Below are 26,770 nucleotides of genomic sequence, written 5' to 3'. Positions count from 1 at the left end.
ACATATATATATAGAATGAGAGATAAAACATCAGGCAAAGCCAGTGTTAATCACAAGTTCTTTCATATTATGATTGAAAGGAAAGGTTCATATGAAAAAAGTATGGCTAGATGCAGGACACGGCGGTACAGATTCAGGTGCTTTAGGAAATAATTTGCGTGAAAAAGATATTACGCTGCAGCTTGTACTACACGCGCGGGCGTATTTAGAACATAACTATTCCGTAGATGTTCAAGTAACTCGTTCAACCGATGTGTTTGTTTCATTATCAGATCGAGCGAACCGGGCTAATGCATGGGGAGCGGATATTTTTGTTTCTATGCACATCAATGCTGGAGAAGGTACTGGATTCGAAACGTATCGGTATCCATCACAAGAGGGAAGTCAATCTTCTCTTTTACAAAAAGAGCTGCACACGGAGATTTTACCAACCATGCGCAAATTTGGGACGATTGCAGATCGCGGTTTAAAAACGGCTAATTACGCTGTACTGCGTGAAACAAATATGCCAGCTGTTTTAACAGAAAACTTGTTTATCGATACGGCAGCCGACGCTGAAAAATTAAAAAACGCGACGTTTCTTCGGGAAGTGGGAGAAGCGCATGCGCGTGGAATTGCTAAGTATTTAAACTTACCTTCTAATGGAGTTACATTCTATATCATTCAATCTGGAGATACATTTTATAGCATTGCAAAGAAGTATAATATCACCGTTCAGCAGCTGCAGGATGCAAATCCTGGCGTAGATCCTGCAAAACTGCAAATTGGTCAGCAAATTGTTCTTCCTGTCACTACGTATACTGTACAAGCAGGAGATACGTTTTATAGCATTGCGAAAAAATATAGCATGACCGTTCAGCAGCTGCAGGATGCAAACCCCGGCGTAGATCCTGCAAAATTACAAATTGGCCAGCAAATTATCATTCCCGCTGTTTAATATCTGTAAATAAAAAAGATGACACGGCAGCGTGTCATCTTTTTTATTTATTGAACTAATCTTACAAGCATATGGGCAAGGTGATGCTGCTGTTCTTTGTCTCCAACCTTCCACAGTTCGTGAAGCAGGTTTTCCTCTCGATTGCGCGGCTCTTCATGCTTAGCAAGGTAATCAGCTACTTTTTGAGCTGTTTTAGCCAGCTGTTCCTCATTCATCCCTAACTTTTCACCTTTTGAGACCTTGTCCCCTAGATAACTTTTAAATCCTTCGAAGCTAGAGAGAATATCCTCTTTTTTCTCCTCGCTCATAGAATTAATTGCTCCTTCAACTTTTGCTGAATGATTTGTTTCTACAGAATTACTCATAGTTTTTTTCTCCTCTCATGGTTATATTTAGGTGTTAGAAAGCATATTCCCTGAGGGTTCAGTAAATAAACGTCCGAATGTGTTATTTTTATATTATGGCGTTTTAGAAGGACTTAAAAAGGTGAGGTCAAATAAGATTTTATCAACCGATAATAAAAGGACAAAAAAGACTTTGAATAAAGAAATCAAAGTCTTTTACTGATTTTTATACTGAAACATCATACTTCGGGCGTAGGAGTAGGCGTGGCATAGCCTTCCTTATATTTATCGTCGATTTCTTGACGAATGTCTTCGATGCTTTTGCCTTTGCTGTAGTCTACTACAGCTTGAGCGGCTATTTCTAAACAGACGCCGCATTTTGTTCCGTGATCATCCCACGTCACTGCGCCGTTTCCTTTGTTTTCAAAAATAAAACAGTCGTAGTTGTTTTGATGATTAGCTTCTTCTCCACATCCGCAGTAGCAAGGAATGTTTTCAAGTAAGGTTTGATGCTTAGCAGCGGCTGCATAAATAAGCTGCATATCTTCGGGCTTGTCACTCAGAAAAGAGGGAAGAGTTTCACTATTTTTTGTTTCTTCTCGTTTATCACCTAATGTGTGCTGCTGATGTTCTTCATGTTGTGTTGCTTCTGTACGTTTGCTGCTTGAACTTTCTTCACTTTCGTTTCCGCAGCCGGAGACCATGCTCGCTGCAAGGACAACTGTTATGACCTTTGATTTCATCATCAAAATGTTCATCCTTTCTTCAATTAAAGCTAGACAATAATATGTAGACCCATCATGTTAAACAGGCATCATTCGTCTTTGAATTTATTCATCAACTTTCTGCAAAATAATTTTCCGATACATACCTTTCAACATGACGCTTGAATTTTCCTTCAAGATAAGCTGATCCCGGCTTGCTTCAAACACATGTTCAAAAGAGAGTCCAATATCCGTTCCCAGTAATTTTACGAAAGGGCGGAATATTTTTTTAGGAAAAGCCGCTGATTTCTTTTTAGTTTCAAATTTATCAAAAATCAGAATAGTTCCCTTAGGCTTTACTACTCTTGTCATTTCTTTTAAAGCTTGCTCTGCATCAGGTACTACGCTAAGAATTAAGCTTGCTACCACTACATCAAACGAAAAAGAGTCGAATGTTAGCTGCTGAGCGTCCATTTGGTGGAAGGTTATAGATCGATTTTTGTATTTATCTTTTGCTTTTTGAAGCATTTCACTGGAATAGTCGATGGCTGTTACATTTACTTCGTGAGGAATAAAAGCTAAATCTGCCCCCGTTCCAACACCTACAAATAAAATGCGCTGTTCAGATGAAAAGTGGACGTCATGAAAGACTTTTTTCTGGCTCGATAAAACATCCCGTTATTAAAAAACGCATCATAAAAAGGAGCCCAACACTTATAAATAAATTGATTCCAGCGGTTATTCACGTAAACCCTCCTAGAAAATAAGCTTTCCAAGGCCTGCTGGAAAGCTTATGGATTACATTTAATTTTTCATTTTGAGTAAGCGAAGACTGTTTAAAATAACAAGTAGCGCTGCTCCTGTATCGCTTAAGACGGCAATCCATAGAGTAAGCCACCCTGGGAAGATAAAGGCTAAGGCGATGACTTTAACAATAATAGAAAACCAAATGTTTTGTTTGATGACAGCTAACGCTTTGCGGCTTAGCTTCATCGTATGAGGAAGCTTTTCTAAATTGTCTGCCATCAGGACAATATCAGCTGTTTCCATGGCCGTATCAGTACCAGCACCGCCCATTGCAATGCCAAGATCAGCAGTTGCGAGGGCAGGGGCGTCATTAATTCCATCTCCAACCATAGCGGTTTGATACCCTTCATGTTGAAGCTGCTGTATGGCTTTTACTTTGTCTTCAGGCAGCAAATCAGCGAAATAGCGGTCTACCCGAGACTCAGAGGCAATCATTTTAGCTGTTCCTTCGTTATCACCGGTCAACATCACAATTTGCTGCATTCCGTTTTGTTTGAGGCTTTCTAAAGCAGATACGGTTGTATGTCTGATCGTATCAGCTACGCTAATAATGCCTAGAACACTTTTAGGTGTTCCGACAATAATAATCGTTTTGCCTTCGTTTTGAAACTTTTCAATATGAGACCAGCAGTGGGATAGAGGTGTTTCTAAATCTGAGAATAATTTTGCATTACCTGCGTAATAAACCGTTTCTTGAATTGTTGCTTGCACGCCTTTTCCTGTAAGGATTTTAAAATTTGATCCTTGTAAAGAAACGACTTTCTTCTCCGCTGCATAATCCACGATAGCGCGGGCAATGGGGTGATTCGAATAATCTTCAAGCGTTTTTGTTATTGCTAAAAGCTGATTTTCTTCAGTAGCAAGGGAAACAACCTCTGAAACGGCTGGTTTGCCTTCTGTCAGTGTTCCTGTTTTATCAAAAGCAATCGCATTGATTGCACCCGCTTTTTCTAAGAACGTCCCGCCTTTAATGAGCACGCCATTTTTCGCCGCGTTTCCAATCGCAGATACAATAGCGACAGGAGTAGAAATGACTAGCGCACATGGACAAGCCACAACTAATAATTCAAGCCCCTTGTAAAACCACTCACTCCATGCACCATCAAACAGGGGAGGGATGACCATAATGAATAAAGCTAAAATAAAGACGATAGGCGTGTAAATGGTTGCAAATTTATCAACAAATGCTTGAGTAGGCGCTTTTTTCTCCTGTGCTTCTTCCACTAAATGAATAATTTTAGAAATCGTCGTATCTTCGACTAGCTTTGTTACCTTAATTTCTAACGATCCGCTTTCGTTAATGGTGCCTGCATAAACAGCATCACCGATTACTTTATCAACTGGAATAGATTCACCTGTAATAGGAGCTTGGTTGATACTGGATTCGCCGTTTGTAATTTCACCATCTAGCGGAATTCGATCTCCTGGCTTTACGACAATCGTAGTACCGATTGAAATATCTTCCGCTGCTTTTTTAATCAGCTGGCCATTTTCTTTCACCCATGCTTCAGAAGGAGCTAAATCCATCAAACCTCGTATTGAGTTTCTTGTTTGTTCAATCGACCTTGTTTGCAGAGCAACGCCTAAAGCAAATAGCCAAACGACCGTAGCACCTTCAAGCCATTCACCAATAACAGCTGCTCCAAGTGCTGCAACGGTCATTAAAACATTCATGTCTAAAGAACGGCTTTTAATTCCGTAATAAGCACTTTTAGCCGGCTTATATCCGCTAACAATCATAGCAATAGCGTACAGTACAGTTGTCATATAAGAAGCAATTCCTGTATGAGAACCGATAAAACCTAAGGCGATGAGAATACCCGAAAAAACAATCGGTCCGTTTTGGCCTTTATGATGCCTAGATTCAGCAGGCTGCCTGCTGCTGGTTATTAAAGTAGCGGTATACCCAGCTTTAGATACTTCTTTAATAATGTCATCCGCTTCGTTATCGTGCTCAATTTGTGCTTTTCCCGTTGAAAAGTTAACGCGTACGTCTTTGACAGCAGGAACTGTTTTTAAATGATTCACAATCGTGTTCGCACAAGCTGCACAGTCCATTCCTTCAATCAAATACGTTTTCATTTTCTTGTTTGATTGAATAGGCTCAATACTAAACCCCAGTCTTTCCACAGAGTTTGGAATGAGTGACAGAGCTGACTCGCTTGTTGCCGCCACTTGAAGCTTTCCTGTATTGTAGTTGATTGCTACATGTTGAATATCGTTTAACGTTTTTAAACTTTTTTCAATGGTAGCAGCACAGGAAGGGCAATCCATTCCATACACGCGGTATTCAGCCGTTTCTTCTATGTTGCCGCCTGTTGCTATATCATGGTCTCCGCAGCAGGAATGCTGGCTTTTATCGGTCGTTAACGCAATCGTATCTGAACAGGAGCTGTGACTGTGTTCATGACTCTTTGTGCCGCAAGAAGAAGGCTCTTCAGTAGATGCGGCTTCTGAAGAAGAGGAGCAGCAGGTCTTGCTTTCAATTTCTGGTGAAGAAGATCCGCTGCAGCAGTTTCCGGTATGCTGATGATTTTTTTTATCTTCGTGTTTCATTGTGTCCCACTCCCTATACGGTAAGAAAAACTTAAATAGTTACGTCTTCTTTTTTAGCAAACATGATATCAATTACTTGTTTAATATGTGCATCTCTTAAAGAATAAAAAGCTAACTTTCCTTCTTTGCGATAATTGGCAATTCCTATATTACGCAGCAGTCTTAAGTGATGAGAAGCAGTCGCAACTGTAGAGCCTACAATATTGGCTACGTCACATACACATAATTCCTCGCCTTTATACAGAGCCAAGACGATTTTAAGCCTCGTTTCATCTCCTAACGCTTTGAACAGGGCAGAAACACCTTGAACAGCTTCGGCATCGATAGCAGGCTTAATACGATTCACTTTTTCTTCATTAAAACAATAAATATCACAGCGGTCTTTTGGCATAATTTCCTCCTTCATTCAAACATTCAAATGATTGTTTGTTTATAATATATGTCAATTTTGAAAAATGTTCAAACATTTATTGATTATTCGGAATTTTTTTCTGAGCAAAACATAAATATAGGAAGAATAAATATGGAAAGTATGCCTATTAGTGTATGTACTCTGTACTAAATGGTGCGGGCGAAAAGAGAATGACTTTACATGAGGCCAAAACAAAAAGCCACCCCTGTAGGTAGCCTTTTAATGATTTTAAAAATGATAGAAATAATGGAATACAGCTTAGACTTTGTTTACTTAATTAGCGTTTTAATCGGTTAAATAATAAATCTGCTGAATTATTTAACACCTTGTCCGACTCTTTTAATCGTTTGTCCGAGTTTTCTAAATAGGATTGAGCAGATAATACAACATCTAACGGATCCTTGACATTCTTCTTTTCGGTACATACTAAATGCCCTACACCATTTTTCCAATGAATCGTGCATTTAAAATTCGCAAATGTATCATCGGTCGTTCTCAAACGCAAATGCCTGATGATGGGGTTAGATAAGGAGTGCTGTGACAGCATCCACATTGCTTGTTTCCGGTCGTCTTTATGAATAATGCTCCACAGACTGGAGACTGAAGAAAAATAAGAATGTGCTTGACTAGAAAAATGAAGGATTTCACCTTCTTGATTTAATTGAAAGTAAGGAACGGGGATCCATTTAAGTATGTTACTTTCCATCATGCACCTCTCCCAACTTAAGTAATCCCTTTTACCATATCACAATTACCTAATATTTGTATGATTTTTATTATTTTCCCCATGCTTTTCCCCGTTTTAAGCTGTAAAAGCTAAAGAATTATTCAGTTTAAAACACTTGAAAAAAAGAACATAAGTTCGGTAAACTAAAAATTAAAGGAGCGAATTCTATGCGACAGCTACTTCAAGAAAGCTACTCTTCAAAACGACCTGTTGAAATTATTTATATGGACGATAAAGGATGTTTGACCCAGCGATTTATTATTGTGTATAAAATTTATCCTCAGAGCGTAAAAGCTTGGTGCTTACTAAGGAACGAGAAACGAACGTTTAAAATAGAGAATATCCTTTCATGCGGATTCAGCAATAAAAGAAAAAGCAGTTTTAGGCAGAAAGCTCACTCAATTTAAGAGTGGCTTTTTCATATCATTTCCTCTTATGGCGTGTGAGTTATTTTCATACACTATATCCACCAGAAAGGGGAATGAACATGACATTAAACCAAGGAAATAAAACTAAACACATCGCTAAAGGGAGAACGGAAAAAGATGATATGACAATGCAGGGTGAGAAAAACCAGCATGAAGCACAAAGTACCTCTTTGTCTCATAACAATTGTCGGGCAAACCTTGATGGAGATTAATCTAAGAAAGGAAAGCTTTCGTTTCCGAAGCTTTCCTTTTTTGTGTATAGCGCATTTTTAAGTTAACTCGTATTTTTCTGAGCCAATCACAATATAGTCTCTCGCTTCACGTGTTCATACTATCCTATCTCGCATCGTTCATTTTTAGGATCATTTTTCTAACGTTCTTGCAACATTGGTTCTACTATATTACTCATAAGCGAACCGCAGTTTTAACGGGAAAGAAAAGGGGAAATGAAAATAAAAATTTTGCGTTTCTTCATTATAATAAGAAAAAACGATCTGTTTACTAGTATTTAAATCTTTCGAAAAATCAAAATAAATAATGATTGATTTCGTCACTTTATTGTGGTTTCATAATAAAGTGTAAAAAGACCATTTTTCTTACAGAGAGAAATGAGATAGAGTGCTTCTGTGTTGATTCTTTCTTTTGAATATAGTATACATACAGGGGTATAGAAATTAATTGGGAGGAAAACATGGCGATACTATATATGAGCATAGGTATTTTACTTTTATTAATTTGTTACAGTTTTTATAAACGCTATGTGCCGGTGCAGGGAATAAAGAAAGTGACGACCGTCGACTGTGCTTCTACAACGGTTTCGTATGTAGATGTTCGTCATTTTCATGAAATGAAACAAAACCCCTGTCAAAAAGCAATTCATATTCCGCTTCCTTATTTAGAGAGACAGCATGAGGAAATTCCATATAAAGAAGTGGTCGTAATTGTTCCTGACAGCATTTCCCGAAATTTAAGCATTCGGCAGCTCAAAAAACATGGGTATCAGGTCAAGGGATACATGTGTGCGGAAAGATGTGTGTAATAAAAAGAACAGCAAATGACCCTTTATAGGGTTTCCTTTTGGAAAGCTGTGATATATAAGCTAAAAGATACCTGTGTCAAAATGGGTATCTTTTTTTGTTATGAAGATAAGAAGAGGGGCAGGGACCGGTTTCTTTTGGTTCAACAGCTACTGAGTCTTTTAGCGTATTTTTATGACAAAAGGTTTGAAAAATCCCTTTTGTGGTAAAAAAAAACGTAGTTCTCCTAGTGCATAGACAGAGGTTTAATAGGAAGTTATAATTTAGGCAATTACATAAAAGGGGAGTAAGCTAAGGAAGGTGAATAGATGTGCGAAAGATAAAGCGGTTGCTATTTCTGTTCATTTGTATAGCGGTTGTAATTGTTGCGTATGAGATGATTCGATATCCGATTGAAAACAATGCTGCAAGTGTGCAGCAGCATTTGCGAAATTGGGAGCATAAAGAAAGTATTGATGGTTCTGCAAAGATTACGCTGCAAGATTTTAAACGGGTTGATCACTCTAATACATACATAGCCTTATTCTCCATACCTGGTGATAAAGAAGGAATGGCCGTATTGAAGCAAGGATGGAACAAACGCCTGCGTATTGAAGTCAGTACCAAAATGAGCAATTTAGTGGATTATGATGATATCCATACAAATAAAGGGACATATGCGCTGTTTACCGGAACAAATAGAAGTAAACAAATTGAGCGAGTAAAGGCGGCTTTGGTGCACGATACATATACAATTGATGCCGCGGTTCCAAAAAGTGATTATTTTGTGCTGTATGAAAAGATACCGAGTCATATTAAACATCCGTTTCCAGCAACGACAACGCTGCTAGATAAAGCAGGGGATGATATCACGGTTAAAGAATTTATGGATCAAGAGCTGCGTGAATAACACGCAGCTTTTTTCTATAATAAAAGCTTTTTAAAAAAATTCACGTTTTGTTCATATTTTCGAAAGAAAGAATTTTAAGCAAAAAAATCAAATATTTGCTACAAAGTAAAGGGGAATTAACGGGCAAAATAAGTTTCATACAAGGCGTCACATTTTCTTTGAAAATTTGTCACAAAATATTCAATTATGTCGATGTGTATTGATATATCAATGTTGAAGCAAACATACAAAGCTAATTTTGCAGTTATTCCTAAAGAAATAGTTAAGAAATGGGAGCTGAATCCTTTTATTTACATTTATTCATACCAAATTATGTGATAGAATATCGCAAGGTTGAAGCACTCTAACCCCATTGGTACAGTCACTATATTAGAATATTTTTAATATAAAAAAATAAAGCAAAAGGGACGAAAAAAATGTCATTTTGTATTACAATAGTAGTGGCCTACAAATAAGGGGGAAGAGAGTCTGTATAAAAATGTCGTTATCTAGCGAAAGATAGCGCATTTTGAATGTTCATCAATATAGGCTTCGCATCATGTGTTGTTAGAAAGGAGAGTTTTAAGTGAAACCAAAAAAAGGATTTTGGAAGCTAGTAGGTTTACTATCTGCGCTTTCACTAGTATTTTTGAGCGGTTGTTCAAAGCTTGCTGTATTGAACCCGCAAGGTCCTGTTGCAAAAACGCAATCTGATTTAATCATTTGGTCTATGTGGATGATGTTGATCGTGGTTGTTGTCGTATTTGCTATTTTTATATTTGTTCTTGTCAAATATCGTGAAAAACCTGAAAACATGGACTATGAGCCACCTGAGCAAGAAGGTAACTTAAAGATGGAGGTTATTTGGACAGCATTCCCAATCATCATCTTAATTCTATTAGCAGTGCCAACTGTTAAAGCGATCTATTCTGCAGAAGAAGTACCGGCAGAATCAAAGGATAAAGATCCAATCGTGATTCACGTTACATCTGCAAACTGGAAATGGATTTTCAGTTATCCGGAACAAAATATCGAGACGGTTAACTACGTAAACATTCCAGCGGATACGCCAGTGAAATTTGAGTTAACAGCTCAAGGGCCTATGAACTCATTCTGGGTACCAGAACTTGGCGGACAAAAATATTCGATGAACAACATGTCAATGCCATTATACTTAGAAGCTGATAAACCTGGTTCTTATATGGGACGTAGTGCTAACTTCTCTGGTGAACATTTCACTCAAATGCAGTTCGAAGTTCAAGCTCAAACGGACAAAGACTTCAAAGAGTGGGTTAGTGACGTAAAAGGCACAGCTGGTAAATTGACTGAAAAGAAATATGATCAAATCCTAAGCCCGGGCGTTGTTGGTCGTCAAACTTACAACGGTACACATTTAAAATGGATTGACCATGCAAAAGATGTATACATTCCTGGCAAAGAGCTAGAACGTGGTACAGGACATGATCACAGCAAGATGAAAGAAGACGAAAAAACGAGTAATGAAGAAATGGAAAACATGGATCACTCAAATCATGAATAACATTCATTTATTACACTAAATAACGTAATGATTGGGGGAAGACATAATGAAGCTAGATGAATTTTTCGTCACTGGCGAACCTATGATTTACGCTGCTGATGCAGCAATCGCTATGACGGTCATCGGTATCGTTTTTGTCTTAACATATTTCAAGAAATGGAAATGGTTATGGACAGAATGGTTAACAACAGTTGACCATAAAAGACTCGGTGTCATGTACATCCTTTCAGCTGTATTAATGCTTTTCCGCGGCGGAATCGATGGAATCATGATGCGTATGCAGCTTGCATTCCCGGGTATGAACATTTTAGATGAACATCACTACAACGGAGTCTTCACGGCTCACGGTGTTATCATGATCTTATTCATGGCAATGCCATTTATTATCGGACTAATGAACGTAATCGTTCCATTACAAATTGGTGCGCGTGACGTAGCATATCCGTTCTTAAACGCAATTAGTTTCTGGACATTCTTTATGGGAGCAATGCTATTTAACCTTTCTTTCGTAATCGGAGGAGCTCCTGATGCAGGTTGGACAAGTTACTTCCCGCTTGCAGGTAAAGAATTTAGTGAAGGTATTGGAAATAACTTCTATGCCGTTTCACTACAGATTGCTGGTGCTGGTACATTGATGACTGGTATCAACTTCTTTGTAACAATCTTAAAAATGCGTGCCCCTGGCATGACAATGATGAAAATGCCAATGTTTACTTGGTCAATCTTCATCACATCAATTATTATTATTTTCGCGTTCCCTGTATTAACAGTAGCGCTTGCACTTATGACACTTGACCGTGTATTCGGAACAGCCTTCTTCACAATGGCTAACGGCGGTCTTCCAATGATGTGGGCTAACTTATTCTGGATTTGGGGTCACCCTGAAGTATATATCGTTATTTTACCGGTATTCGGTGTCTTCTCAGAAGTTATCAGTACACATTCTCGTAAGAACTTATTCGGTTATAAAGCAATGGTTGTATCAATGGTCGGTATCGCATTCTTAAGTTACCTTGTATGGGTGCATCACTTCTTTACAATGGGTAACTCACCGTCAGTTAACTCGTTCTTCTCAATCACAACGATGTTAATCGCCGTACCAACCGGAGTTAAAATCTTTAACTGGCTCTTTACAATGTATAAAGGCCGTATCAAATTTACGACTGCGATGCTTTGGTCATTAGCGTTTATTCCAAACTTCGTAATCGGTGGGGTAACAGGGGTTATGCTTGCGATGGCATCAGCCGATTATCAATATCATAACAGTTACTTCCTAATCGCTCACTTCCACTATGTATTAATCTCTGGTACAGTGTTTGGCTGTTTCGCAGGTTTATACTTCTGGTATCCAAAGATTTTCGGTCACACGTTGAACGAAAAATTAGGAAAAATTTCATTCTGGATTTTTGTTGTTGGATTTAACGTATGTTTCTTCCCGCAATTCTTCCTAGGTTTAGACGGTATGACTCGTCGTATGCAAACTTATGCAGACAACCTTGGCTGGAACGGATTAAACTTAGTTTCAACAATCGGTGCATTCTTAATGGGTCTTGGCTTCTTCGTATTAGTAGTTAACTTATTATACAGTGCATGGAAAAACAAACGCGACACTGCAAACGATCCTTGGGATGGTCGTACACTTGAGTGGTGGACTAAATCACCAGTTCAAGCTTACAACTTTGCAGTAATTCCTCATGTGAAAGAAATGGATGCATTCTGGCACATGAAAAAACGTAATGAAACAGAAATTAAAGCAGAAGACTTAAAACCAATTCACTTACCAAGCAACTCTGGTGTGCCGTTTATCTCAGGTATTTTCTGGTTTATCGGTGGATTTGGCTTAGTATTTGAATGGATTCCAATGGCAATCGTTGGATTAGCAGGTATTTTTGCTTGTATGCTTGCTCGTTCATTTGATTATGATCCGGGCTTCTATGTAAAAGTAGATGAAATCAAGAAGGTTGAAGGAATTACAGGGGGTGACAAATAATGGCAGGACATTTAGATAAATCATTGCCGTTAGAATACCAAGAAGAACAAAGTCGCCTGAATATCCTTGGATTCTGGATTTTCTTAGGTGCCGAGATCGCGTTGTTCTCTACGCTGTTCGTAACGTACTTAACGTACCATACGCGCACAGCGGGTGGCCCTACTGCAGAAGAACTGTTCGTTGTTAAAGATTTTATGATCGAAACGCTGTTACTACTATTCAGTAGTTTCACGATGGGAATTGCCATCTTTAAAATGCGTAATAATGATTTAAAAGGACTTTTAGTTTGGTTCGTTATTACGCTTGTGCTTGGTGGAGGATTCCTTTTCTACGAAATTCGTGAGTTTTACATGTACGCAGTTCACGAAGGTGCGACAATGCAAACAAGTGCCTTCTTATCAGGGTTCTTTACACTACTTGGAACGCACGGTCTTCACGTAACAGTCGGTGTATTCTGGGCAATCAGTATTATTATTCAATTAGTAAGACGAGGATTAACACCAGTTACTGCTCGTAAAGTATTTATTATCGGTTTATACTGGCATTTCCTTGATGTTGTATGGATCTTCATCTTCACGCTTGTATACTTGAACGGATTGGTGGGATAAGACATGGAAAATAAACAAGGCCAAAAAGCAGGTTTTCCGCTTAGTCATGTATTTGGGCTTATCCTTTCACTAGCCTTAACATTCGCAGCGCTTGGTTTAGTAGTGCTAGCTGATCTATCAAGAAGCATTACGATGACTCTTATCATGATCCTAGCGTTATTACAAGCAGCAATGCAGCTAGTAATGTTCATGCACATGACTGAAAGTGAAAATGGTAAAGTACAAGTTGCAAATATTCTTTACAGTTTCTTTATTGCACTTTGTATCGTTGTTGGTACACTGTGGATTCTTGCAGCTCACTTTAACCATTAAAAATAAAACCACTTACTTCGGTAAGTGGTTTATTTTTTTTCATTCAGTTTATATTTCAACGTTTGATATTCTCCCGTGGGAACTTTTTTTACTACCTTTCCTTTATCATCGCTATAAACATTTACTTGTTCGTACACTTCAATTCGGTATCCGCCTCTTTTTTCTGTTTTAACATGAACTTCTTTGACTGACATATTTAATTGTTCCGCCTCGTCTTCATCTGCAGAGGTTTCAACAGCTCCTCCATCAAGTGAAAGGTGAGCTAAGCTGTCAAACGACTGCTGGGAATTGTTATCAACATAGCTTGTCACGACTAAAATGCCGGCAAAAAACAATACTAAAAAAAGCGTCCGGACTTTCATCTTCATCTTAAAACACCCCCGTAAACTGACAAACCAACACGACTGCACCTAATACCCAAACGTAAATCGCAAACGTTTTTAACGAATGATGCTTTAAATAATTGATCATCCATTTTACCGCTACATAACCAAATAAAGCAGATGAAAGGGTGGCGACGAATAAAAAGAAAACGGAAAGCTGCTCGACTTCACCTGTGACTACATCTTTTAACTGAAGTAACACCGCTCCGCAAATGGCGGGAGTGGACAATAAAAATGAAAAGTAAGCGGCTGTTTCACGGTCTAATTTTCGCATTAACGCAGCTACCATCGTTAAGCCTGACCTGGATACAGCAGGGAATATCGCAGCTGCTTGAAACGAGCCGATAAAAAAGGCATCTCCGTATGAAATATGATCCATTTTTTTATAGCCATTTTTTACGGAATCACCAAACCATAACAGCAGTCCCGTCGCAAGAAATTCCCAGCCAATCGTTAAGCCAGATCTAGAAATACTGTCAAAATAGTCTTTGAACAAAAGACCAATTGCAACTGCAGGGATCGTTCCTATCACTAAGAGCCCTGTAAGCTTGCTAAATGGATGACGAATAATATGCCATAGCTCACGCTTATAAAAGACAAACACAGCAAGCAGAGTGCCCATATGCAGCATCGTATCTAAATACAATCCTGCATCGTCTAAGCCAAATAAGTGGCGCCCTAAATACAAATGCCCCGTGCTGCTTATCGGTAAAAACTCTGTAAGCCCTTGAATGATTCCCAAAATAAATGCTTCAAACCATGACATCTTATCACCTCATACAGCGTGTCCTTATTAGTAGTGTATAGAGGAAGTTCTGAGAACATGACAAAAACATGGAAGTATAGGCATTCATTTAGTGAAATAAATACATAAAAATAGGTCATAGTATAAGAAGAGACGACCATTCTTATCTCCATCTCATCCACAATGGAAAGAGGTGTTGAAAATGATACGAAAATGGGTTGCTGTATGCGTCGTATTCGCTGCTTTTATTTTTCCGCAGGCAGTAAGTGCTGAACAGCCAAAAGTAGAGGTATTTCAAATTGAAACGGGCAGAGTCGTTCGTTCAACGCCCAAACCTCCAAGTGTTCAAAAAGAAGCCGAAAAAAGTATTGCGTCCATTACTGGTTTATATAAAAAGGCAAGTCCGCTTCCTAAAAAAGGCTATCTTGTCAAAGTACCTCTTGATCCAGCCGTAAAAATTGAAAATAGTGCGGTCAACACGCTGGCAAGTGAAGTTATTTTTGTTCTTGAGCCGAATCAAAAACCAATCATGATGGTATTTGACAATGAAAATAGAACCTATTTTTTTGAATTTACTCATGATTTAACTCTTCTCAGAAAAGCATTACAGCTATAAGTCATCGAAATGATGGCTTTTTTTTACATAGACAGTTGACAGTTTATTATGATAAATGTAATATATTTAGAAAAGTCAGAAATAATAAGGGGGAGAATTATGTGATAGCTCTACGACCGTTCTCCAAAAAAGACTTTAAACAGCTAATGGATTGGATTCCCTCCGAGTCATTTATGGTGCAGTGGAGCGGCTCTAGCTTTTCTTTTCCGCTTACTCCTAGACAGTTAAAACACTACATTCGATATGCAAATGAAGATGGTGCTTCTACCTATGCTTTTTCCGTCATAGATGAAAATGAACAGCTTATTGGGCATATTTCTCTGGCTCATATTGATTATTATCATAAAACAGGAAGAATTGGCCGAGTACTGCTTGGTGAAAAGTATAGAGGAAAAGGGCTTTGCTCGCACATGTTTGAAAAAGTGTTAGCTTTCGGTTTTGAAGAACTGGGTCTTCACCGAATTTCGCTCGGCGTCTTTGATTTTAACGAGCGGGCGATTCAGTCCTATGAACGAATTGGCTTTACACGCGAAGGCCTTCTTCGAGACGTTCGGCTTGTAGATGGACAGTACTGGAGCTTAATTGAAATGAGTATGCTAGAAAGTGAATGGGCACAGCGTGATGTGCATCAAAAATCAGGCTAAAATCTACTAGTGAAAAGCCAGCTTCTCAACAAGCAGGCTTTTTTGACGTGTGTTTAAATTTCTCTAAAAAGGTATAAATTTTCATTCATTAAGGCATATAGAGAGTAAGTGATGTGTAAAGGAGACCGTATGAATGAAAAAATACAAAATAGGGATCTTAGCGGCATGTATTTTGCTCTTAGGAACCGCTGGATTTGGAATTGCCTATCAACAGCAAACATCTGCTAAAGAGCAGCCTCACTCGTTTAATGTACTGGTGATGGGCGTAGATGAAAGGCCAGGAGATACGGGCCGCTCAGATGTATTAATGGTGGTCAACTTAGATACGAGCCACAATAAAGCAAAAGTTATGCCGATCCCTAGAGATACGCGCGTGCACATTGATGGAAAAGGAACGGATGAGAAAATTAATCATGCTTATCGATACGGAGGCATTCCTTTAACCGTGCGCACGGTTGAGAACTTCTTAGATATCGATGTCGATTATTATGTGAAAGTAAATATGGAAGGCTTTAAAGATGTAGTAGATGAACTTGGCGGAGTAAACGTTAAGAACCCGTTTCCTTTTGTGTTTGATTCATTTATCTTTCCTCAAGGAGAAAATGCGTTGAACGGCGAAAAAGCTCTTGCCTATGTGCGGATGAGACACGAAGATCCAAAAGGAGATTTAGGAAGAAATAATCGACAGCGTCAAGTAGTGGAAGCCCTATTAGATAAAGGAATGAACATGTCAACGGTGAAAAACATTCCTAGTCTCCTCACGCTTGTAAAGAAGCATATTCGAACGAATATTGATGTCAGCGATGCATTTACGATGTATAACATCATTAAGAATGGCCGGCCTGATTTCGAAACGGTAACGGTAAAAGGAGAAGGGCAAGTGGTAGATGGTACATGGTATTATGTTGTCAAACCATCTGAAAAAAAACAGCTGAGCGCTATGTTTCAACAAACTCATTAATAAAAAAGAGGGCTGAAGAAATTCAGCCCTCTTTTTATTCACCAATTTCTTCTTGACGCTGCAAGCAGGAAATTTGTTTTTTCTCTGGATGGACACCAAATGTATAGCCCCACGTTTGCAATTTATCTAGAATGATTTCGTCTTTTTTAAAGCCAAAGATCATCACCACATCTTGGTTTTCATCTAAAAGCAAATACTTTTCGTCTTTGCGCCACATCGTTAAGTTTGACGCGTAGAAAAGATTCCAGCCGTTATTCATGCGATGACCGGTTGCTTGGTTTTTATAGTTGACAATCATATTTCTTCCTCCATTAGTGAATCTTTCTAAAAGTAAAACTTCAAAGAATATTATAAACGTTCTATTCCTAGAAATCTATTATTTATCCTGTTGAGGGGAACTGGCCGTGATGTTTATAAAATACATGTGATAAAAGATTTAGTATATAAGGATATATTTGTATAAAATGAGAGTCAATAAGTAAGAAAACGGAGAAAAGAAGGGTCTAAAAGCGTATATAATTGAAAAAAATATAAGTTATCTAGCTTTAAAGACTTAAAAACACGCTTTTCAGACCATGGACATGCTTTTTCAAATTTCTACCTACAAGAAAGAAGGCAGAGATGCGAAATGTGTAGGTGAATCTAAATGAGTTTACGGTAAACATGAGGCCCCAAAACGTGGTACACGCTAGAAAAGGGGGAAATTCAACGATGTCAAAAAAAGCGCTATGGATTAAAAATGCTTCGCAAGTTGTAACGGCCAGAGAAAATAAAGGTCCTTTAGCTGGAAAAGAAATGAGAAACTTGACGGTGATTGAAAATGGCTCAGTCTGGATAGAAGGAGATCAAATTGTGACCGTAGGTACAACAAAAGAGCTAGAACAAAAATATGAAAGGGAAAGAAATGATGCAACGATTATTGATGCTTCTCATAAAATTGTGACTCCGGGTCTGATTGATCCCCATACGCACGCTGTGTACGCTGGCTCGCGTGAGGAAGAATTTTATAGGCGGTTTGAAAGGCCAACTTCTTACTTGGATTTATTAGAAGAAGGTGGAGGTATTCACTCCACTGTCGTTCAAACACAGGAAGAGTATGCGTACCGGATTTATCAGCAGAGCTATGAGCGTCTTACGTCTTTTCTAGCTCACGGAGTCACAACTATAGAAGTGAAAAGCGGGTATGGGTTAGAATTAGAAACAGAACTAAAACAGCTGCAAATTGCGAAAATGCTGAATGATACGCACGCAGTTGATGTAGTAAGTACCTTTTTAGGCGCACACGTCGTACCTCTTGTATATAAAAAAGATACGCAGAAATATGTCAATTTACTTATTCACGAAATGATTCCTCAAATCTCTTCTTATAAGCTTGCAGCATTTAATGATGCTGTATGTCTTCCAAATGCTTTTTCATTCAAACAATGCCAAGAAATACTCGAAGCCGGGAAAAGCCATGGCATGCTTCCTAAAATACATGCCGACCCCTTTGAATACTGCAGAGGAGCGGAGCTCGCAGCAGAGGTAGGAGCGATATCAGCAGATTATCTTTTGTATGCTTCCGATGAAGGATTAAAGAAACTGGCTGAAAAACGGATCGTAGCCACACTTTTACCGGGGAATTCCTTATTTGTTGGAATGAAATGGCCAGATGCTAGAAAAATGATCGATTTAGGCGTTCCGGTTGCTCTTTCTACAGACTGCAATCCAGGTTCATCTCCAACGACTTCACAGCAATTTGTGATGAACCTGGCATGTATGAATATGAATATGAGTCCTGAAGAAGTGCTTGTAGCTACAACTATTAACGCAGCGCATGCTATTAATCAAGGAGATAAGATTGGTAGTATTGAAGCCGGAAAACAGGCTGACTTAGCGATTTTTAATGTCTCTAGTTATCGAACCCTTCAATATCAGTATGGTTTAAATCATATTGACTGCGTAGTGAAAAAAGGAGAAGTAGTTGTAGAAAACGGAAAAGTTTTGTAAAACAAGTTTATAGAAAAAGAGAAAAGGGTAAAGAATAGAGAATTTGTCACACATGCAAAGGCAGGGAATTTAGATATGATTACAAAACAAAATGTTATTCCATTACTAAAAGAAGCTTGCCCCTCTTTTGAGCCAAGCGAAGAAGTGGACCTCAACGATAAAAACGAGCTGCAGCATGAATTAAGCCGTGTTGCGGGTCATTTAATCTCTCTTGAATATAATGGCCAGCTCCAGCGTGAACCGGACGTATTTGAAGCGATTGAACAGCTGTATATAGAAGGTGAAGCTGATGTGAAAGAAGCTGTTACAACAGGACTCTTTCAAGCAATGCATGAAATGATTATAGATCAGCAAATTAGTCCAGAAGAAATTGGAATGCTATTAAAACCTCACTCACTGAAGTGGTGGAAAACGATTGACCATTTCAGCGAAAACAGTGGTGAACAGTAAGGAAAAAGAACGTCATGGAAACATGATGTCCGTGACGTTCTTTTCTTTTACTGTTCTTTTTTCAGCTGGCGCTCTAAAATAAAAGGGCCAAACGGAATAACCGACATAAGAAATGCAAATAAAGAGCGGCCGATTGACCATTTATGCGCGAATTTTACATGAACGACTGCAAGAGCGTACAGCACAAAAAGTGCACCGTGTGCTGCGCCTACAACTGATACAGCTTCGGGTATGCCTGCTGCATATTTTAGCGGCATAGCAATGCCAAGCAGCAGCAAAAATGAAATTCCTTCTAAAATTCCTACTAAACGCAGGCGACCGATTGGTGATGTAAGAACCATGTTTTCTCCTCCCGTAACGACGGAATAAATTTCTGTATCAATGACAAAAATGTACCATAGCGAGCTCTTCATATACAAGCATCATTTGTATCTGTCACAAAAAAGTCGAAAACGCTTTAATTTGCTCTATAGAAGTGTTTGGTTTGAAAAACTGACATACTCTTGTGATGCAATGGATAAAAGAGCACACTATGTGTTGACAAGTTATTTTAATTATTTTATATGTATAGTATCGAAAACGTATGAGAGGATTTTTACCATGACAAACCGAAAACAGCAGCGGGAGAAAATTTTAGATGCTGCTTTTGAAGTGTTCGGATCCAAAGGTTACTATGAAGCAAAAATGATTGATATTGCTAAACTAGCGGGTGTATCTAAAGGAACGCTTTACTTGTACTTTTCGTCTAAAGAGTCGCTTTATATCGCTGTGAACAATCGTTCGTTTGATGAGTTTTTGTATCATGCAAAGCGAAGAACGGATGAATGCCAAACGTTTTATGAAAAGCTGTATTCAGTTGCGAAGCATCACCTGCTCTTTTTTTACGAAACTAAAAAATATCCGGACTCTTTTTGGCAAGCCCCTCACCAAATGCCAGAAATGATGGGCCGTCTTCATCAATTTTTTGAGGATTATCACGGGCTTGTTGCTAAATTGATTGAAGAGCAAAAAATAAAAAATGCTTTTTTACACTCACAAGCGTTTTGCAGCATGTTAAATGGGTATAGGATGGATATCGTTTCCGATGATGATATAACAGAAGAAGATATCATGAACTATGCGGAGTTCATTGTGAACTTATACATTGAAGGCTGCTATTTTGAGACCCAAAAATGACTCGTCGGTACTGGTTGATAATGGAGGGATATGATGAATAACAGCAGCACAGTAATTAACTTTTCATATTTTCAAGAGCAAATCGTAACCAAGGTGAACACTGACAATACCCTGCCGTTTTCTCTTGGATTTAGTAAAGGTGGACTTGTGGCAGAATGTCCATGGAGACTAAAAAACAAACGCAGCATCTTGCTTGGTCAAGCGGACTGGAAATCGCTGCATTCTGCCGAACAGCGCCAGCAAGTCGAAGCACTGCTGCTTGGCCAACACATTATCTCTATACAGTGGTATGAAGATATCGGTATACTTCGAATTACATTTTCTAATGGGTATTCACTAGATATGTTTCACGACAGCTCTTTTTTTGAAGGTTGGGATTTATATGGTCAAGACGGCTTTTCCTTTATCTCGCTGCCAGGGGGAGCGTGCGACCATCAAATTTCAGTTTGTATAGACAGTTCATCAGCACATGAAAGGAGGTGAGTTTTTTTGCAAAAAACTGACCCACGGGTACTCTAAAATTGTTAAAAAAAATAAAACGGGTCTGCAGCTATTAAAGGATGAAGGTTTCTCAAATAACTTAGTTACGTAACGGAGGAAAAAGATGAATTTTTTGACGAGATTTAGTTTAAAAAATGCGGTAGCTGTATTTATCGTTTCATTTTTACTTATTTTAGCGGGGCTATATTCATTTTCAAAACTAAAAATTGATTTACTGCCGAATATCGAATTTCCGCAGCTGTCCATTGAAGCAACGTATCCCGGGGCTTCTCCTGATGACGTAAATGAAAGCGTCACGTCGAAAATCGAAGACCAAGTGAAAGGAATTGAAGGCGTTAAAAGCGTACAAAGCGTATCGTACGAAAACGTGGGTATTATTAATTTAGAATTCCCGTTTAATACGGATTTAGATAAAGTTGAACAGCAAATTAACTCGTCGATAAAAGAATTAGATTTACCAGAGTCATCAAATGTAGACGTAAACCGTTTTTCATTTGGTTCATTCCCGATTTTCAACATTTCACTGTTTGCGAAAGATGATGCAAATCTTGAAAAAGTATTAAACGATGAAGTGATTCCTGAATTGAATAAAATTCAAGGTATTAACTCCGTCTCAGTTGGCGGCGTGAAAGAGGACCTTTTACAAATTACGGTCGATAAAGAAAAAGCAGCTCAAGCTGGCTTAACGCTTGATGAGATGAAAAAACAAATTAATCAAAAAGCTGTTTCATTCCCAGCAGGAACATTAAATGGAAAAGAGCTTCAAATTCCAGTGCGAGTAGAAGAAAAAGTTGCGACGATCGATGCATTAAAGAAAATCCAGCTGAAATCTACGATGAATCCTGAAGCAAAGCCTGTGAAGCTTGGCGATATTGCCAAAGTCGAAGCCGTAACGGAACAAGGCGAATATACGCGCTATGACGGCAAAGATGCGCTGTCGATGGCCATCACAAAAAAACAAGATGCCAATACGGTTGAAGTGGCCAGCGAAACGATGAAAATTTTGAAAAAATATGACGATCAGTTAGACTACGCAATCGGCTTTGACTCAGCTGACGGTATTGAAAAGTCTGTTGAAACATTAGTGCGCGAAGGATTGCTCGGAGCATTATTTGCGTCACTCGCCGTGCTGATTTTCTTGCGTAACTTCCGAGCTACGATCATTGCGATTATATCGATTCCATTATCGCTGTTAGTATCAGCTATTTTCTTAAACCAGCTTGATATTTCACTTAACATTATGACACTAGGCGGAATGGCTGTAGCCGTTGGGCGCGTAGTGGATGACAGTATTGTTGTTATTGAGAACATTTTCAGACGCGTGCGCCGTTCAGAAGAAGGCATGAGCAATGAGCTTGTCGAATCGTCCACAAAAGAGATTTTAAAAGCGATTACCTCGTCTACGATTACAACGGTTGTCGTATTCTTGCCAATCGGCTTTGTAGGAGGAATTACAGGAGAGTTCTTCTTGCCGTTTGCCTTAACAGTTGTTTTTTCACTGTTAGCATCTCTTCTTGTAGCGATTACAATCGTGCCGATTCTAGCAAAGTTTGCATTTAAAAAAGTACCGCCTGAAGAAAAAGAAGGAAAGCTGCAGCGCGGGTATGCAAAAGCGATTGCATGGTCGCTTAATCATAAAATTAAAATTTTAATTTTATCCTTTATTTTACTGTTTGGTTCATTTGCGCTTGTGCCTTCATTAGGCTTTACGTTTATTCCAAATGAAGAACAAAAAATGCTTCAAGCCAACGTTCAATTACCGGCATCTACGTCCCTTGAAAAAACAAACGATGTATCCTTAAAAATTGAAAAGATGTTTGCAGACCAAAACGAAATTTCAGACGTGACCACCGAAGTTGGATCACGCGACTTTTCAACAGGTGTAAAACGCCCGAACCAAGTTGGCTATTTCTTGAATGTAAAAGAAGGCGTGAATGTTGATACGTTTATTGATAAAGTTCAAAAGAAAATGGAAAGCATCACGAAAGAAGAATCACCGAAAGCAACGGTTAATGTACAAGAAGCATCAACAGGAGGGCCTCCTACAAATAATAACGTAACGGTTGATTTATATTCTTCTAACTTAGATGACTTGCAAAAGGCAGCTAAGCAAGTGGAAAACCACTTAAACAAAGATAAACGTCTTAAATATGTAACAAATAACTTCTCAGATAAGCAAAAGCAGCTTGTAGTAGAAGTAGATCCTGATAAAGCCGCAGAGTATGGAGTATCTGGATTTCAGCTGCTCGGTACAATCTCTGATCAAACCAAACCGGTATCCGTCGGAGACTTAAAATTAGATAATACAAAACGAGCGGTTCAGCTTTCATACGATAAAGACCTTAGTTCAGTAAAAGAAATTAAAGATCTTCAAGTATTTACAGAACGAGGGCCTGTGTTAGTAAAAAATATCGCTGACGTTCGTACAATTGATACGTTCACTTCTATTCAAAAGCTCGAGGGCAAAGTATTTGCGCGAGTAGAAGCAGACATCAAAGGCGATGATGTTCAAGCCGTGACCAAAGATGTTGTAGATGGAGTGAAAAAGCTAGACTTGCCGAAAGATGTGAGCTTGGACGGAGGAGGCGGAAGCGACGAGACAGTAGAAGTCTTCCAATCTCTAGGTCTAGCCATTTTAACAGCAATCGGCCTTGTGTATTTAACAATGCTCGTTACGTTTGGAAAAGCGCGTATTCCATTTATCATTTTATCGTCACTCATTTTTGTGCCAATCGGTTCGTTAGTTGGTCTAGTACTTGCAAAAGAACCGCTGTCCGTCAGCGTCATGATTGGATTCTTAATGCTGATTGGAATTGTTACAACAAACGCGATTGTGCTTGTAGATCGAATTACCCAAAATCGTGAACAAAAAAGCATGACAATCCGTGAAGCCCTTATTGAAGCTGGGAAAACGCGCTTGCGTCCAATTTTAATGACGGCGTTTGCTACCATTGCTGCATTAATTCCGCTGGCGCTTACTACATCAAGCGGAACGCTGATTTCAAAAGGCTTAGCTATCACGGTGATCGGAGGGCTTGCGTCATCTACTCTTCTTACCTTAATTATTATTCCAGTTGTATACGAACTCTTCTTCGCAAGACAAGTAAAAAGAGAAAAACAGCTGGAAAAAGAAACGACATAAGAACTATTTTCTAATAGAGGAAAATATGACCATGTACTATATGTTATAATAAAAGTACGTTTTAACCCCTTATATTATAGAAAAAGAAGCGGCGCTTTCGAGCGCCGCTTCTTTTTTATGTAAAATCATTATTTACAAAAAATGATTAAATGTCTTGTATGGAGGGAAAGAGTGTTAACAGGAAGCTTTACTATATCATCGTAGAGTTATCTAAAAAACATACAAAGTACAGGAGTGTCGTTTTCGTGAGTTCAACAAAGAAAGTTGTATTTATCAGTTCCATTATCTTAAATGTCCTTTTCATAGGTGTTTTTGCTTTTTATGCAAGTAGCAGCAGCGCGATGAAAAATCCGCTGTCATCTAAAAATTCGTCTAAGCAAAGCTATAGAGATAATCCTTATTACATTGAACGGACCACTTTGTTCAAGCAATTAAGTATTCCTAAAGAGTCAATCGTATTTCTCGGTGATAGCATTACCCAGCGCTCTGAATGGAGCGAACTTTTTCATAATAAGCAGATTGTCAATCGAGGCGTAGCTGATGATACAACAGAAGGGGTATTGCATCGCCTAAAAAGTATTACAGATGCTAAGCCAAAAAAGATTTTCTTGATGATTGGCATTAACGATTTAAATGAGCAAAAATCTGTAAAAAAAACCAAAGCCAATTATGCTGAAATTCTTGAGCGTATTCATAAAGAATCACCGAATACAAAAGTCTATATTCAAAGTGTACTGCCCGTTAACAATAAAAAATGTGGCGACGCAGTGGACAATAAAGATGTTATCGCATTAAATAACTATTTAGAGCGTCTGGCTAAGAAACACAACGATTCTTACATTGATCTGTATTCGAAAGTATCTACACATAATCAGTTGAAAAGTAATTTCACGGTTGATGGTCTTCATTTAAAAGGCCAAGGCTATGCTATTTGGAAACAAGAAGTTCAGGCATACGTAAACCAATAAAAAAAGCGCTCCGAAAGGAGCGCTTTTTTTTAGATAAGCTCTGGTAAATGTTTTTTAGCATCGTATTCCACAAGAGCATCATCGTTTTTAATGCGCTGTAAATAATCAGGATTTGAAATAAGCGGGCGGCCAATAGCAGCTACGTCGATCCAGCCGGCTTGCAGCGCTTTTTCAGCTGATTCAGGCGTTAAGTCACCTACACCGATAATCGGTCCATCCCAGTACTTACGCGTAATTTCATAAAGATTTTGACCGTTTTGAACATCTTCATAAAAATCCAGCATAGACGGATGAATGATCTCAATTCCTGTTTCTTTAAATGCTTCTGTATACGTTTGAATAGCTTTTTCAGTGTCGTCCCAGCGATAGTCGGGTTTATCAAGCTTATGAGGAGAGAAGCGAATCACAACGCGCTCTTTTCCAATGGCGTCGATAACAGCAGAAATCACTTCCTTCATAAACGTCAATCGCTGTGCAAGGTCGCCTCCGTATTCATCAGTGCGTTTATTAGACCAGTCTGAATTAAACTGATCGATTAAATAGCCGTGAGCACCGTGAATTTCAACGCCGTCAAATCCTGCTTCAATGGCATTTTTAGCGGCTTGAGCGTACTGTCCTACAACTTTTTTAATATCTTCTTTTGACATTTCTTCAGGCTCTTCGTAGGGCTTGCGGAAACGAGGCACTTGGCCTTGTGCTGCAATAGCGGAAGGGGCCTGAGGCTTATGTCCATTGATTAACCCGGAATGACTCAAGCGGCCAACGTGCCAAATTTGAGCGATAATCGTGCCGCCTTCTTCGTGAACAGCTTCTGTTACAGGCTTCCATGAATCAATTTGTTCTTGGGTATAGATACCCGGAACGCCAGGATTTCCTTTTGCGCGTTCGCTGATAACAATTCCTTCACTAATAATTAAGCCAATACCATCCTTTGCGCGGCGACGGTAGTAGTCTACAACGTCCTGACCGACTACGCCTGTCTCTGGATCAGCAAAGCATCTTGTCATCGGTGCCATTGCTGTACGAGTTTGTAAATCAAATGCTTCAATGTTTGTTGGTTCGAATAATTTTTCAAATTTACTCATTTTATATTCAGCTCCTTAAGAGGAAAGTGTAGCTGCGAACGTTTTTGCAGCGGGTTCAGTTTATTGTAACAGGGGATTTGTTTTATCTTCAAACATTTCGCCTTCCGAAAAATGTCCACAAAAAAAGCCGGCTGTCTTTACAGCCAACTTTTACAACATTAATGCTGTTTGTTAGGAAGTTTTTTCTCAGGGTGGCCAGTAGCTTGACCCTGCTTATTTTTAAGCTGCTTTTCTTGATTATCGTTCAGCTTTTGAACAAATTCATTTGTGTTTTCCATTATTCAAACCTCCTTTATTAGCTTTCCCTGTTACTATAACCCATTGCACTCAAAAACATGACCCCAATCCGCTAAAAGCCACTCCGTATATGCATCCGTATATAGAAATTAATAGGAAAATCGTGTATACTGTTGTAAAAATAACGTTAATGTTTCGTGAGTTTATAACTTCTTATTCATTCATGAACAAGAAAAGGTGTTACGCAATGAGTGATTTTTTTAGCGGGAAAGAAATGTCGTTTATTTTAATTTTGACATTCAGCGTGTACATATTTGTGTGGAATGTTCCCCTTCAGGCAACAAATGCCATGATGATTTACTTTATCCTGCTGTTTTTGTATACAGTCAGTAAGCTGCTTTTTTCTCCTCAGTTCCGACAATTTCCGCTTGTTAAAGTGCTATTGGCCATTTTATTCGTTCTTATGCTGGCTGAAATAATCGTTGCTTATAGCACTCATAGCATAAAGATTACAGATTTACGTCATATTTTTGATTATTTCAGTCATATGGATTTGTATTCATAATTTTTTTGAATAGCTTTGTTAACATGCTTTCGCAAATT

28 protein-coding genes and 2 pseudogenes are annotated in these 26,770 nt (G+C 38.7%); 18 read left to right on the top strand and 12 right to left on the bottom strand.

The window, feature by feature from the left end; all coding sequences use genetic code 11:
- Nucleotides 1-91 precede the first annotated feature (91 nt).
- Nucleotides 92-937, top strand: a complete 846-nt coding sequence (locus MMB68_RS07955; RefSeq protein WP_221784220.1) for an N-acetylmuramoyl-L-alanine amidase family protein — start codon at nt 92-94, stop codon at nt 935-937.
- Nucleotides 938-984: 47 nt separating this feature from the next.
- On the opposite strand, the gene MMB68_RS07950 is transcribed toward MMB68_RS07955, so the two are convergent.
- The 6 genes and pseudogenes from MMB68_RS07950 to MMB68_RS07925 all read right to left on the bottom strand — a co-directional run bounded on the left by MMB68_RS07950 (nt 985) and on the right by MMB68_RS07925 (nt 6,469).
- Nucleotides 985-1,302, bottom strand: a complete 318-nt coding sequence (locus MMB68_RS07950) for a DUF3243 domain-containing protein (RefSeq protein ID WP_013083905.1) — start codon at nt 1,300-1,302, stop codon at nt 985-987.
- Between the two features lie 218 nt (nt 1,303-1,520).
- Nucleotides 1,521-2,027, bottom strand: a complete 507-nt coding sequence (locus MMB68_RS07945) for a PCYCGC motif-containing (lipo)protein (protein WP_277447584.1) — start codon at nt 2,025-2,027, stop codon at nt 1,521-1,523.
- 84 nt (nt 2,028-2,111) lie between these two features.
- A pseudogene (locus tag MMB68_RS07940) lies at nt 2,112-2,731 on the bottom strand (class I SAM-dependent methyltransferase).
- A gap of 58 nt (nt 2,732-2,789) precedes the next feature.
- Nucleotides 2,790-5,348 carry a heavy metal translocating P-type ATPase gene (locus MMB68_RS07935; RefSeq protein WP_277548522.1) on the bottom strand — a complete coding sequence of 853 codons (2,559 nt, stop codon included), beginning with the start codon at nt 5,346-5,348 and terminating at the stop codon, nt 2,790-2,792.
- Between the two features lie 31 nt (nt 5,349-5,379).
- Nucleotides 5,380-5,739 carry an ArsR/SmtB family transcription factor gene (locus MMB68_RS07930; RefSeq protein ID WP_013057833.1) on the bottom strand — a complete coding sequence of 120 codons (360 nt, stop codon included), beginning with the start codon at nt 5,737-5,739 and terminating at the stop codon, nt 5,380-5,382.
- A 298-nt stretch (nt 5,740-6,037) separates the two neighbouring features.
- Nucleotides 6,038-6,469, bottom strand: coding sequence for a PAS domain-containing protein (locus MMB68_RS07925; RefSeq protein ID WP_277548521.1), 432 nt, complete (start codon nt 6,467-6,469; stop codon nt 6,038-6,040).
- 505 nt (nt 6,470-6,974) lie between these two features.
- On the opposite strand from MMB68_RS07925, the gene MMB68_RS07920 reads away from it, so the two are divergent.
- The 7 genes from MMB68_RS07920 to qoxD all read left to right on the top strand — a co-directional run bounded on the left by MMB68_RS07920 (nt 6,975) and on the right by qoxD (nt 13,270).
- The gene (locus tag MMB68_RS07920; RefSeq protein ID WP_221784228.1) at nt 6,975-7,127 is read left to right on the top strand and encodes a hypothetical protein; all 153 of its coding nucleotides are present in this window, start codon (nt 6,975-6,977) and stop codon (nt 7,125-7,127) included.
- Between the two features lie 479 nt (nt 7,128-7,606).
- Nucleotides 7,607-7,954 carry a rhodanese-like domain-containing protein gene (locus MMB68_RS07915; protein WP_221784230.1) on the top strand — a complete coding sequence of 116 codons (348 nt, stop codon included), beginning with the start codon at nt 7,607-7,609 and terminating at the stop codon, nt 7,952-7,954.
- A gap of 308 nt (nt 7,955-8,262) precedes the next feature.
- On the top strand, nt 8,263-8,841 hold the full coding sequence (locus MMB68_RS07910) for a hypothetical protein (RefSeq protein WP_025751110.1): 579 nt from the start codon (nt 8,263-8,265) through the stop codon (nt 8,839-8,841).
- 565 nt (nt 8,842-9,406) lie between these two features.
- A complete protein-coding gene (qoxA, locus tag MMB68_RS07905) occupies nt 9,407-10,360 on the top strand; it encodes a cytochrome aa3 quinol oxidase subunit II (protein WP_013057827.1) in 954 nt (317 codons plus the stop codon).
- A gap of 46 nt (nt 10,361-10,406) precedes the next feature.
- Complete coding sequence (gene qoxB / locus MMB68_RS07900; protein WP_013083896.1) at nt 10,407-12,350, top strand: cytochrome aa3 quinol oxidase subunit I; 1,944 nt, start codon at nt 10,407-10,409, stop codon at nt 12,348-12,350.
- On the top strand, nt 12,350-12,958 hold the full coding sequence (gene qoxC, locus MMB68_RS07895) for a cytochrome aa3 quinol oxidase subunit III (RefSeq protein ID WP_013057825.1): 609 nt from the start codon (nt 12,350-12,352) through the stop codon (nt 12,956-12,958). Before qoxB ends, qoxC begins: the two co-directional genes overlap by 1 nt.
- Nucleotides 12,959-12,961: 3 nt before the next feature.
- Nucleotides 12,962-13,270 carry a cytochrome aa3 quinol oxidase subunit IV gene (gene qoxD / locus MMB68_RS07890; protein ID WP_013057824.1) on the top strand — a complete coding sequence of 103 codons (309 nt, stop codon included), beginning with the start codon at nt 12,962-12,964 and terminating at the stop codon, nt 13,268-13,270.
- Nucleotides 13,271-13,299: 29 nt separating this feature from the next.
- Here the strand turns inward: qoxD and MMB68_RS07885 are convergent, their stop codons facing one another.
- Nucleotides 13,300-13,638, bottom strand: a complete 339-nt coding sequence (locus MMB68_RS07885) for a hypothetical protein (RefSeq protein ID WP_221784232.1) — start codon at nt 13,636-13,638, stop codon at nt 13,300-13,302.
- 1 nt (nt 13,639) lies between these two features.
- Nucleotides 13,640-14,419: an undecaprenyl-diphosphate phosphatase gene (locus MMB68_RS07880; RefSeq protein ID WP_221784233.1), complete on the bottom strand. Its 780-nt coding sequence runs from the start codon at nt 14,417-14,419 to the stop codon at nt 13,640-13,642.
- A gap of 181 nt (nt 14,420-14,600) precedes the next feature.
- Here MMB68_RS07880 and MMB68_RS07875 point away from each other — a divergent pair, with 181 nt between their 5' ends.
- From MMB68_RS07875 to MMB68_RS07865, 3 genes are all read left to right on the top strand, one after another.
- A complete protein-coding gene (locus tag MMB68_RS07875; protein WP_277447588.1) occupies nt 14,601-15,014 on the top strand; it encodes a hypothetical protein in 414 nt (137 codons plus the stop codon).
- Between the two features lie 101 nt (nt 15,015-15,115).
- Nucleotides 15,116-15,658 (top strand): GNAT family N-acetyltransferase, encoded by a 543-nt coding sequence (locus MMB68_RS07870; protein WP_057235178.1) that lies wholly within the window; start codon nt 15,116-15,118, stop codon nt 15,656-15,658.
- A 133-nt stretch (nt 15,659-15,791) separates the two neighbouring features.
- The gene (locus MMB68_RS07865; RefSeq protein ID WP_221784237.1) at nt 15,792-16,619 is read left to right on the top strand and encodes an LCP family protein; all 828 of its coding nucleotides are present in this window, start codon (nt 15,792-15,794) and stop codon (nt 16,617-16,619) included.
- 34 nt (nt 16,620-16,653) lie between these two features.
- Here MMB68_RS07865 and MMB68_RS07860 read toward each other — a convergent pair whose 3' ends face one another.
- The gene (locus MMB68_RS07860) at nt 16,654-16,917 is read right to left on the bottom strand and encodes a hypothetical protein (RefSeq protein ID WP_013057818.1); all 264 of its coding nucleotides are present in this window, start codon (nt 16,915-16,917) and stop codon (nt 16,654-16,656) included.
- Between the two features lie 413 nt (nt 16,918-17,330).
- Between MMB68_RS07860 and hutI the strand changes: the two genes are divergently transcribed.
- A complete protein-coding gene (hutI, locus tag MMB68_RS07855; RefSeq protein ID WP_221784239.1) occupies nt 17,331-18,608 on the top strand; it encodes an imidazolonepropionase in 1,278 nt (425 codons plus the stop codon).
- A gap of 75 nt (nt 18,609-18,683) precedes the next feature.
- Nucleotides 18,684-19,058, top strand: coding sequence for a DUF7674 family protein (locus MMB68_RS07850; protein WP_221784241.1), 375 nt, complete (start codon nt 18,684-18,686; stop codon nt 19,056-19,058).
- A gap of 47 nt (nt 19,059-19,105) precedes the next feature.
- Here the strand turns inward: MMB68_RS07850 and MMB68_RS07845 are convergent, their stop codons facing one another.
- Nucleotides 19,106-19,399 carry a DUF3817 domain-containing protein gene (locus tag MMB68_RS07845; protein ID WP_013083888.1) on the bottom strand — a complete coding sequence of 98 codons (294 nt, stop codon included), beginning with the start codon at nt 19,397-19,399 and terminating at the stop codon, nt 19,106-19,108.
- A gap of 259 nt (nt 19,400-19,658) precedes the next feature.
- On the opposite strand from MMB68_RS07845, the gene MMB68_RS07840 reads away from it, so the two are divergent.
- The 4 genes from MMB68_RS07840 to MMB68_RS07825 all read left to right on the top strand — a co-directional run bounded on the left by MMB68_RS07840 (nt 19,659) and on the right by MMB68_RS07825 (nt 24,845).
- Complete coding sequence (locus MMB68_RS07840) at nt 19,659-20,234, top strand: TetR/AcrR family transcriptional regulator (RefSeq protein WP_221784242.1); 576 nt, start codon at nt 19,659-19,661, stop codon at nt 20,232-20,234.
- A 33-nt stretch (nt 20,235-20,267) separates the two neighbouring features.
- Nucleotides 20,268-20,717 carry a DUF6188 family protein gene (locus MMB68_RS07835; RefSeq protein ID WP_221784243.1) on the top strand — a complete coding sequence of 150 codons (450 nt, stop codon included), beginning with the start codon at nt 20,268-20,270 and terminating at the stop codon, nt 20,715-20,717.
- Between the two features lie 121 nt (nt 20,718-20,838).
- Nucleotides 20,839-23,877, top strand: coding sequence for an efflux RND transporter permease subunit (locus MMB68_RS07830; RefSeq protein WP_221784244.1), 3,039 nt, complete (start codon nt 20,839-20,841; stop codon nt 23,875-23,877).
- A 245-nt stretch (nt 23,878-24,122) separates the two neighbouring features.
- Nucleotides 24,123-24,845 carry a GDSL-type esterase/lipase family protein gene (locus tag MMB68_RS07825; protein WP_098524741.1) on the top strand — a complete coding sequence of 241 codons (723 nt, stop codon included), beginning with the start codon at nt 24,123-24,125 and terminating at the stop codon, nt 24,843-24,845.
- Nucleotides 24,846-24,874: 29 nt separating this feature from the next.
- On the opposite strand, the pseudogene MMB68_RS07820 reads toward MMB68_RS07825, so the two are convergent.
- Nucleotides 24,875-25,915, bottom strand: a pseudogene (locus MMB68_RS07820) (alkene reductase); the annotation flags it as partial.
- Nucleotides 25,916-26,088: 173 nt separating this feature from the next.
- On the bottom strand, nt 26,089-26,208 hold the full coding sequence (locus tag MMB68_RS07815; protein WP_115654312.1) for a DUF4023 domain-containing protein: 120 nt from the start codon (nt 26,206-26,208) through the stop codon (nt 26,089-26,091).
- A gap of 206 nt (nt 26,209-26,414) precedes the next feature.
- Here MMB68_RS07815 and MMB68_RS07810 point away from each other — a divergent pair, with 206 nt between their 5' ends.
- A complete protein-coding gene (locus tag MMB68_RS07810; protein ID WP_014459353.1) occupies nt 26,415-26,732 on the top strand; it encodes a hypothetical protein in 318 nt (105 codons plus the stop codon).
- The last annotated feature ends 38 nt before the right edge of the window (nt 26,733-26,770 follow it).

This window comes from Priestia sp. Y58, assembly GCF_029522095.1.
GTDB lineage: Bacteria > Bacillota > Bacilli > Bacillales > Bacillaceae_H > Priestia > Priestia megaterium_E.
This window is presented reverse-complemented; position numbering and strand designations above follow the sequence as displayed.

Coding starts and splice junctions, on each gene's coding strand:
- MMB68_RS07955 (WP_221784220.1), top strand. CDS start 92: ATGAAAAAAGTATGGCTAGATGCAGGACACGGCGGTACAGATTCAGGT.
- MMB68_RS07950 (WP_013083905.1), bottom strand. CDS start 1,302: ATGAGTAATTCTGTAGAAACAAATCATTCAGCAAAAGTTGAAGGAGCA.
- MMB68_RS07945 (WP_277447584.1), bottom strand. CDS start 2,027: ATGATGAAATCAAAGGTCATAACAGTTGTCCTTGCAGCGAGCATGGTC.
- MMB68_RS07935 (WP_277548522.1), bottom strand. CDS start 5,348: ATGAAACACGAAGATAAAAAAAATCATCAGCATACCGGAAACTGCTGC.
- MMB68_RS07930 (WP_013057833.1), bottom strand. CDS start 5,739: ATGCCAAAAGACCGCTGTGATATTTATTGTTTTAATGAAGAAAAAGTG.
- MMB68_RS07925 (WP_277548521.1), bottom strand. CDS start 6,469: ATGATGGAAAGTAACATACTTAAATGGATCCCCGTTCCTTACTTTCAA.
- MMB68_RS07920 (WP_221784228.1), top strand. CDS start 6,975: ATGACATTAAACCAAGGAAATAAAACTAAACACATCGCTAAAGGGAGA.
- MMB68_RS07915 (WP_221784230.1), top strand. CDS start 7,607: ATGGCGATACTATATATGAGCATAGGTATTTTACTTTTATTAATTTGT.
- qoxB (WP_013083896.1), top strand. CDS start 10,407: ATGAAGCTAGATGAATTTTTCGTCACTGGCGAACCTATGATTTACGCT.
- qoxC (WP_013057825.1), top strand. CDS start 12,350: ATGGCAGGACATTTAGATAAATCATTGCCGTTAGAATACCAAGAAGAA.
- qoxD (WP_013057824.1), top strand. CDS start 12,962: ATGGAAAATAAACAAGGCCAAAAAGCAGGTTTTCCGCTTAGTCATGTA.
- MMB68_RS07885 (WP_221784232.1), bottom strand. CDS start 13,638: ATGAAGATGAAAGTCCGGACGCTTTTTTTAGTATTGTTTTTTGCCGGC.
- MMB68_RS07880 (WP_221784233.1), bottom strand. CDS start 14,419: ATGTCATGGTTTGAAGCATTTATTTTGGGAATCATTCAAGGGCTTACA.
- MMB68_RS07875 (WP_277447588.1), top strand. CDS start 14,601: ATGATACGAAAATGGGTTGCTGTATGCGTCGTATTCGCTGCTTTTATT.
- MMB68_RS07865 (WP_221784237.1), top strand. CDS start 15,792: ATGAAAAAATACAAAATAGGGATCTTAGCGGCATGTATTTTGCTCTTA.
- MMB68_RS07860 (WP_013057818.1), bottom strand. CDS start 16,917: ATGATTGTCAACTATAAAAACCAAGCAACCGGTCATCGCATGAATAAC.
- hutI (WP_221784239.1), top strand. CDS start 17,331: ATGTCAAAAAAAGCGCTATGGATTAAAAATGCTTCGCAAGTTGTAACG.
- MMB68_RS07850 (WP_221784241.1), top strand. CDS start 18,684: ATGATTACAAAACAAAATGTTATTCCATTACTAAAAGAAGCTTGCCCC.
- MMB68_RS07845 (WP_013083888.1), bottom strand. CDS start 19,399: ATGGTTCTTACATCACCAATCGGTCGCCTGCGTTTAGTAGGAATTTTA.
- MMB68_RS07840 (WP_221784242.1), top strand. CDS start 19,659: ATGACAAACCGAAAACAGCAGCGGGAGAAAATTTTAGATGCTGCTTTT.
- MMB68_RS07835 (WP_221784243.1), top strand. CDS start 20,268: ATGAATAACAGCAGCACAGTAATTAACTTTTCATATTTTCAAGAGCAA.
- MMB68_RS07830 (WP_221784244.1), top strand. CDS start 20,839: ATGAATTTTTTGACGAGATTTAGTTTAAAAAATGCGGTAGCTGTATTT.
- MMB68_RS07815 (WP_115654312.1), bottom strand. CDS start 26,208: ATGGAAAACACAAATGAATTTGTTCAAAAGCTGAACGATAATCAAGAA.
- MMB68_RS07810 (WP_014459353.1), top strand. CDS start 26,415: ATGAGTGATTTTTTTAGCGGGAAAGAAATGTCGTTTATTTTAATTTTG.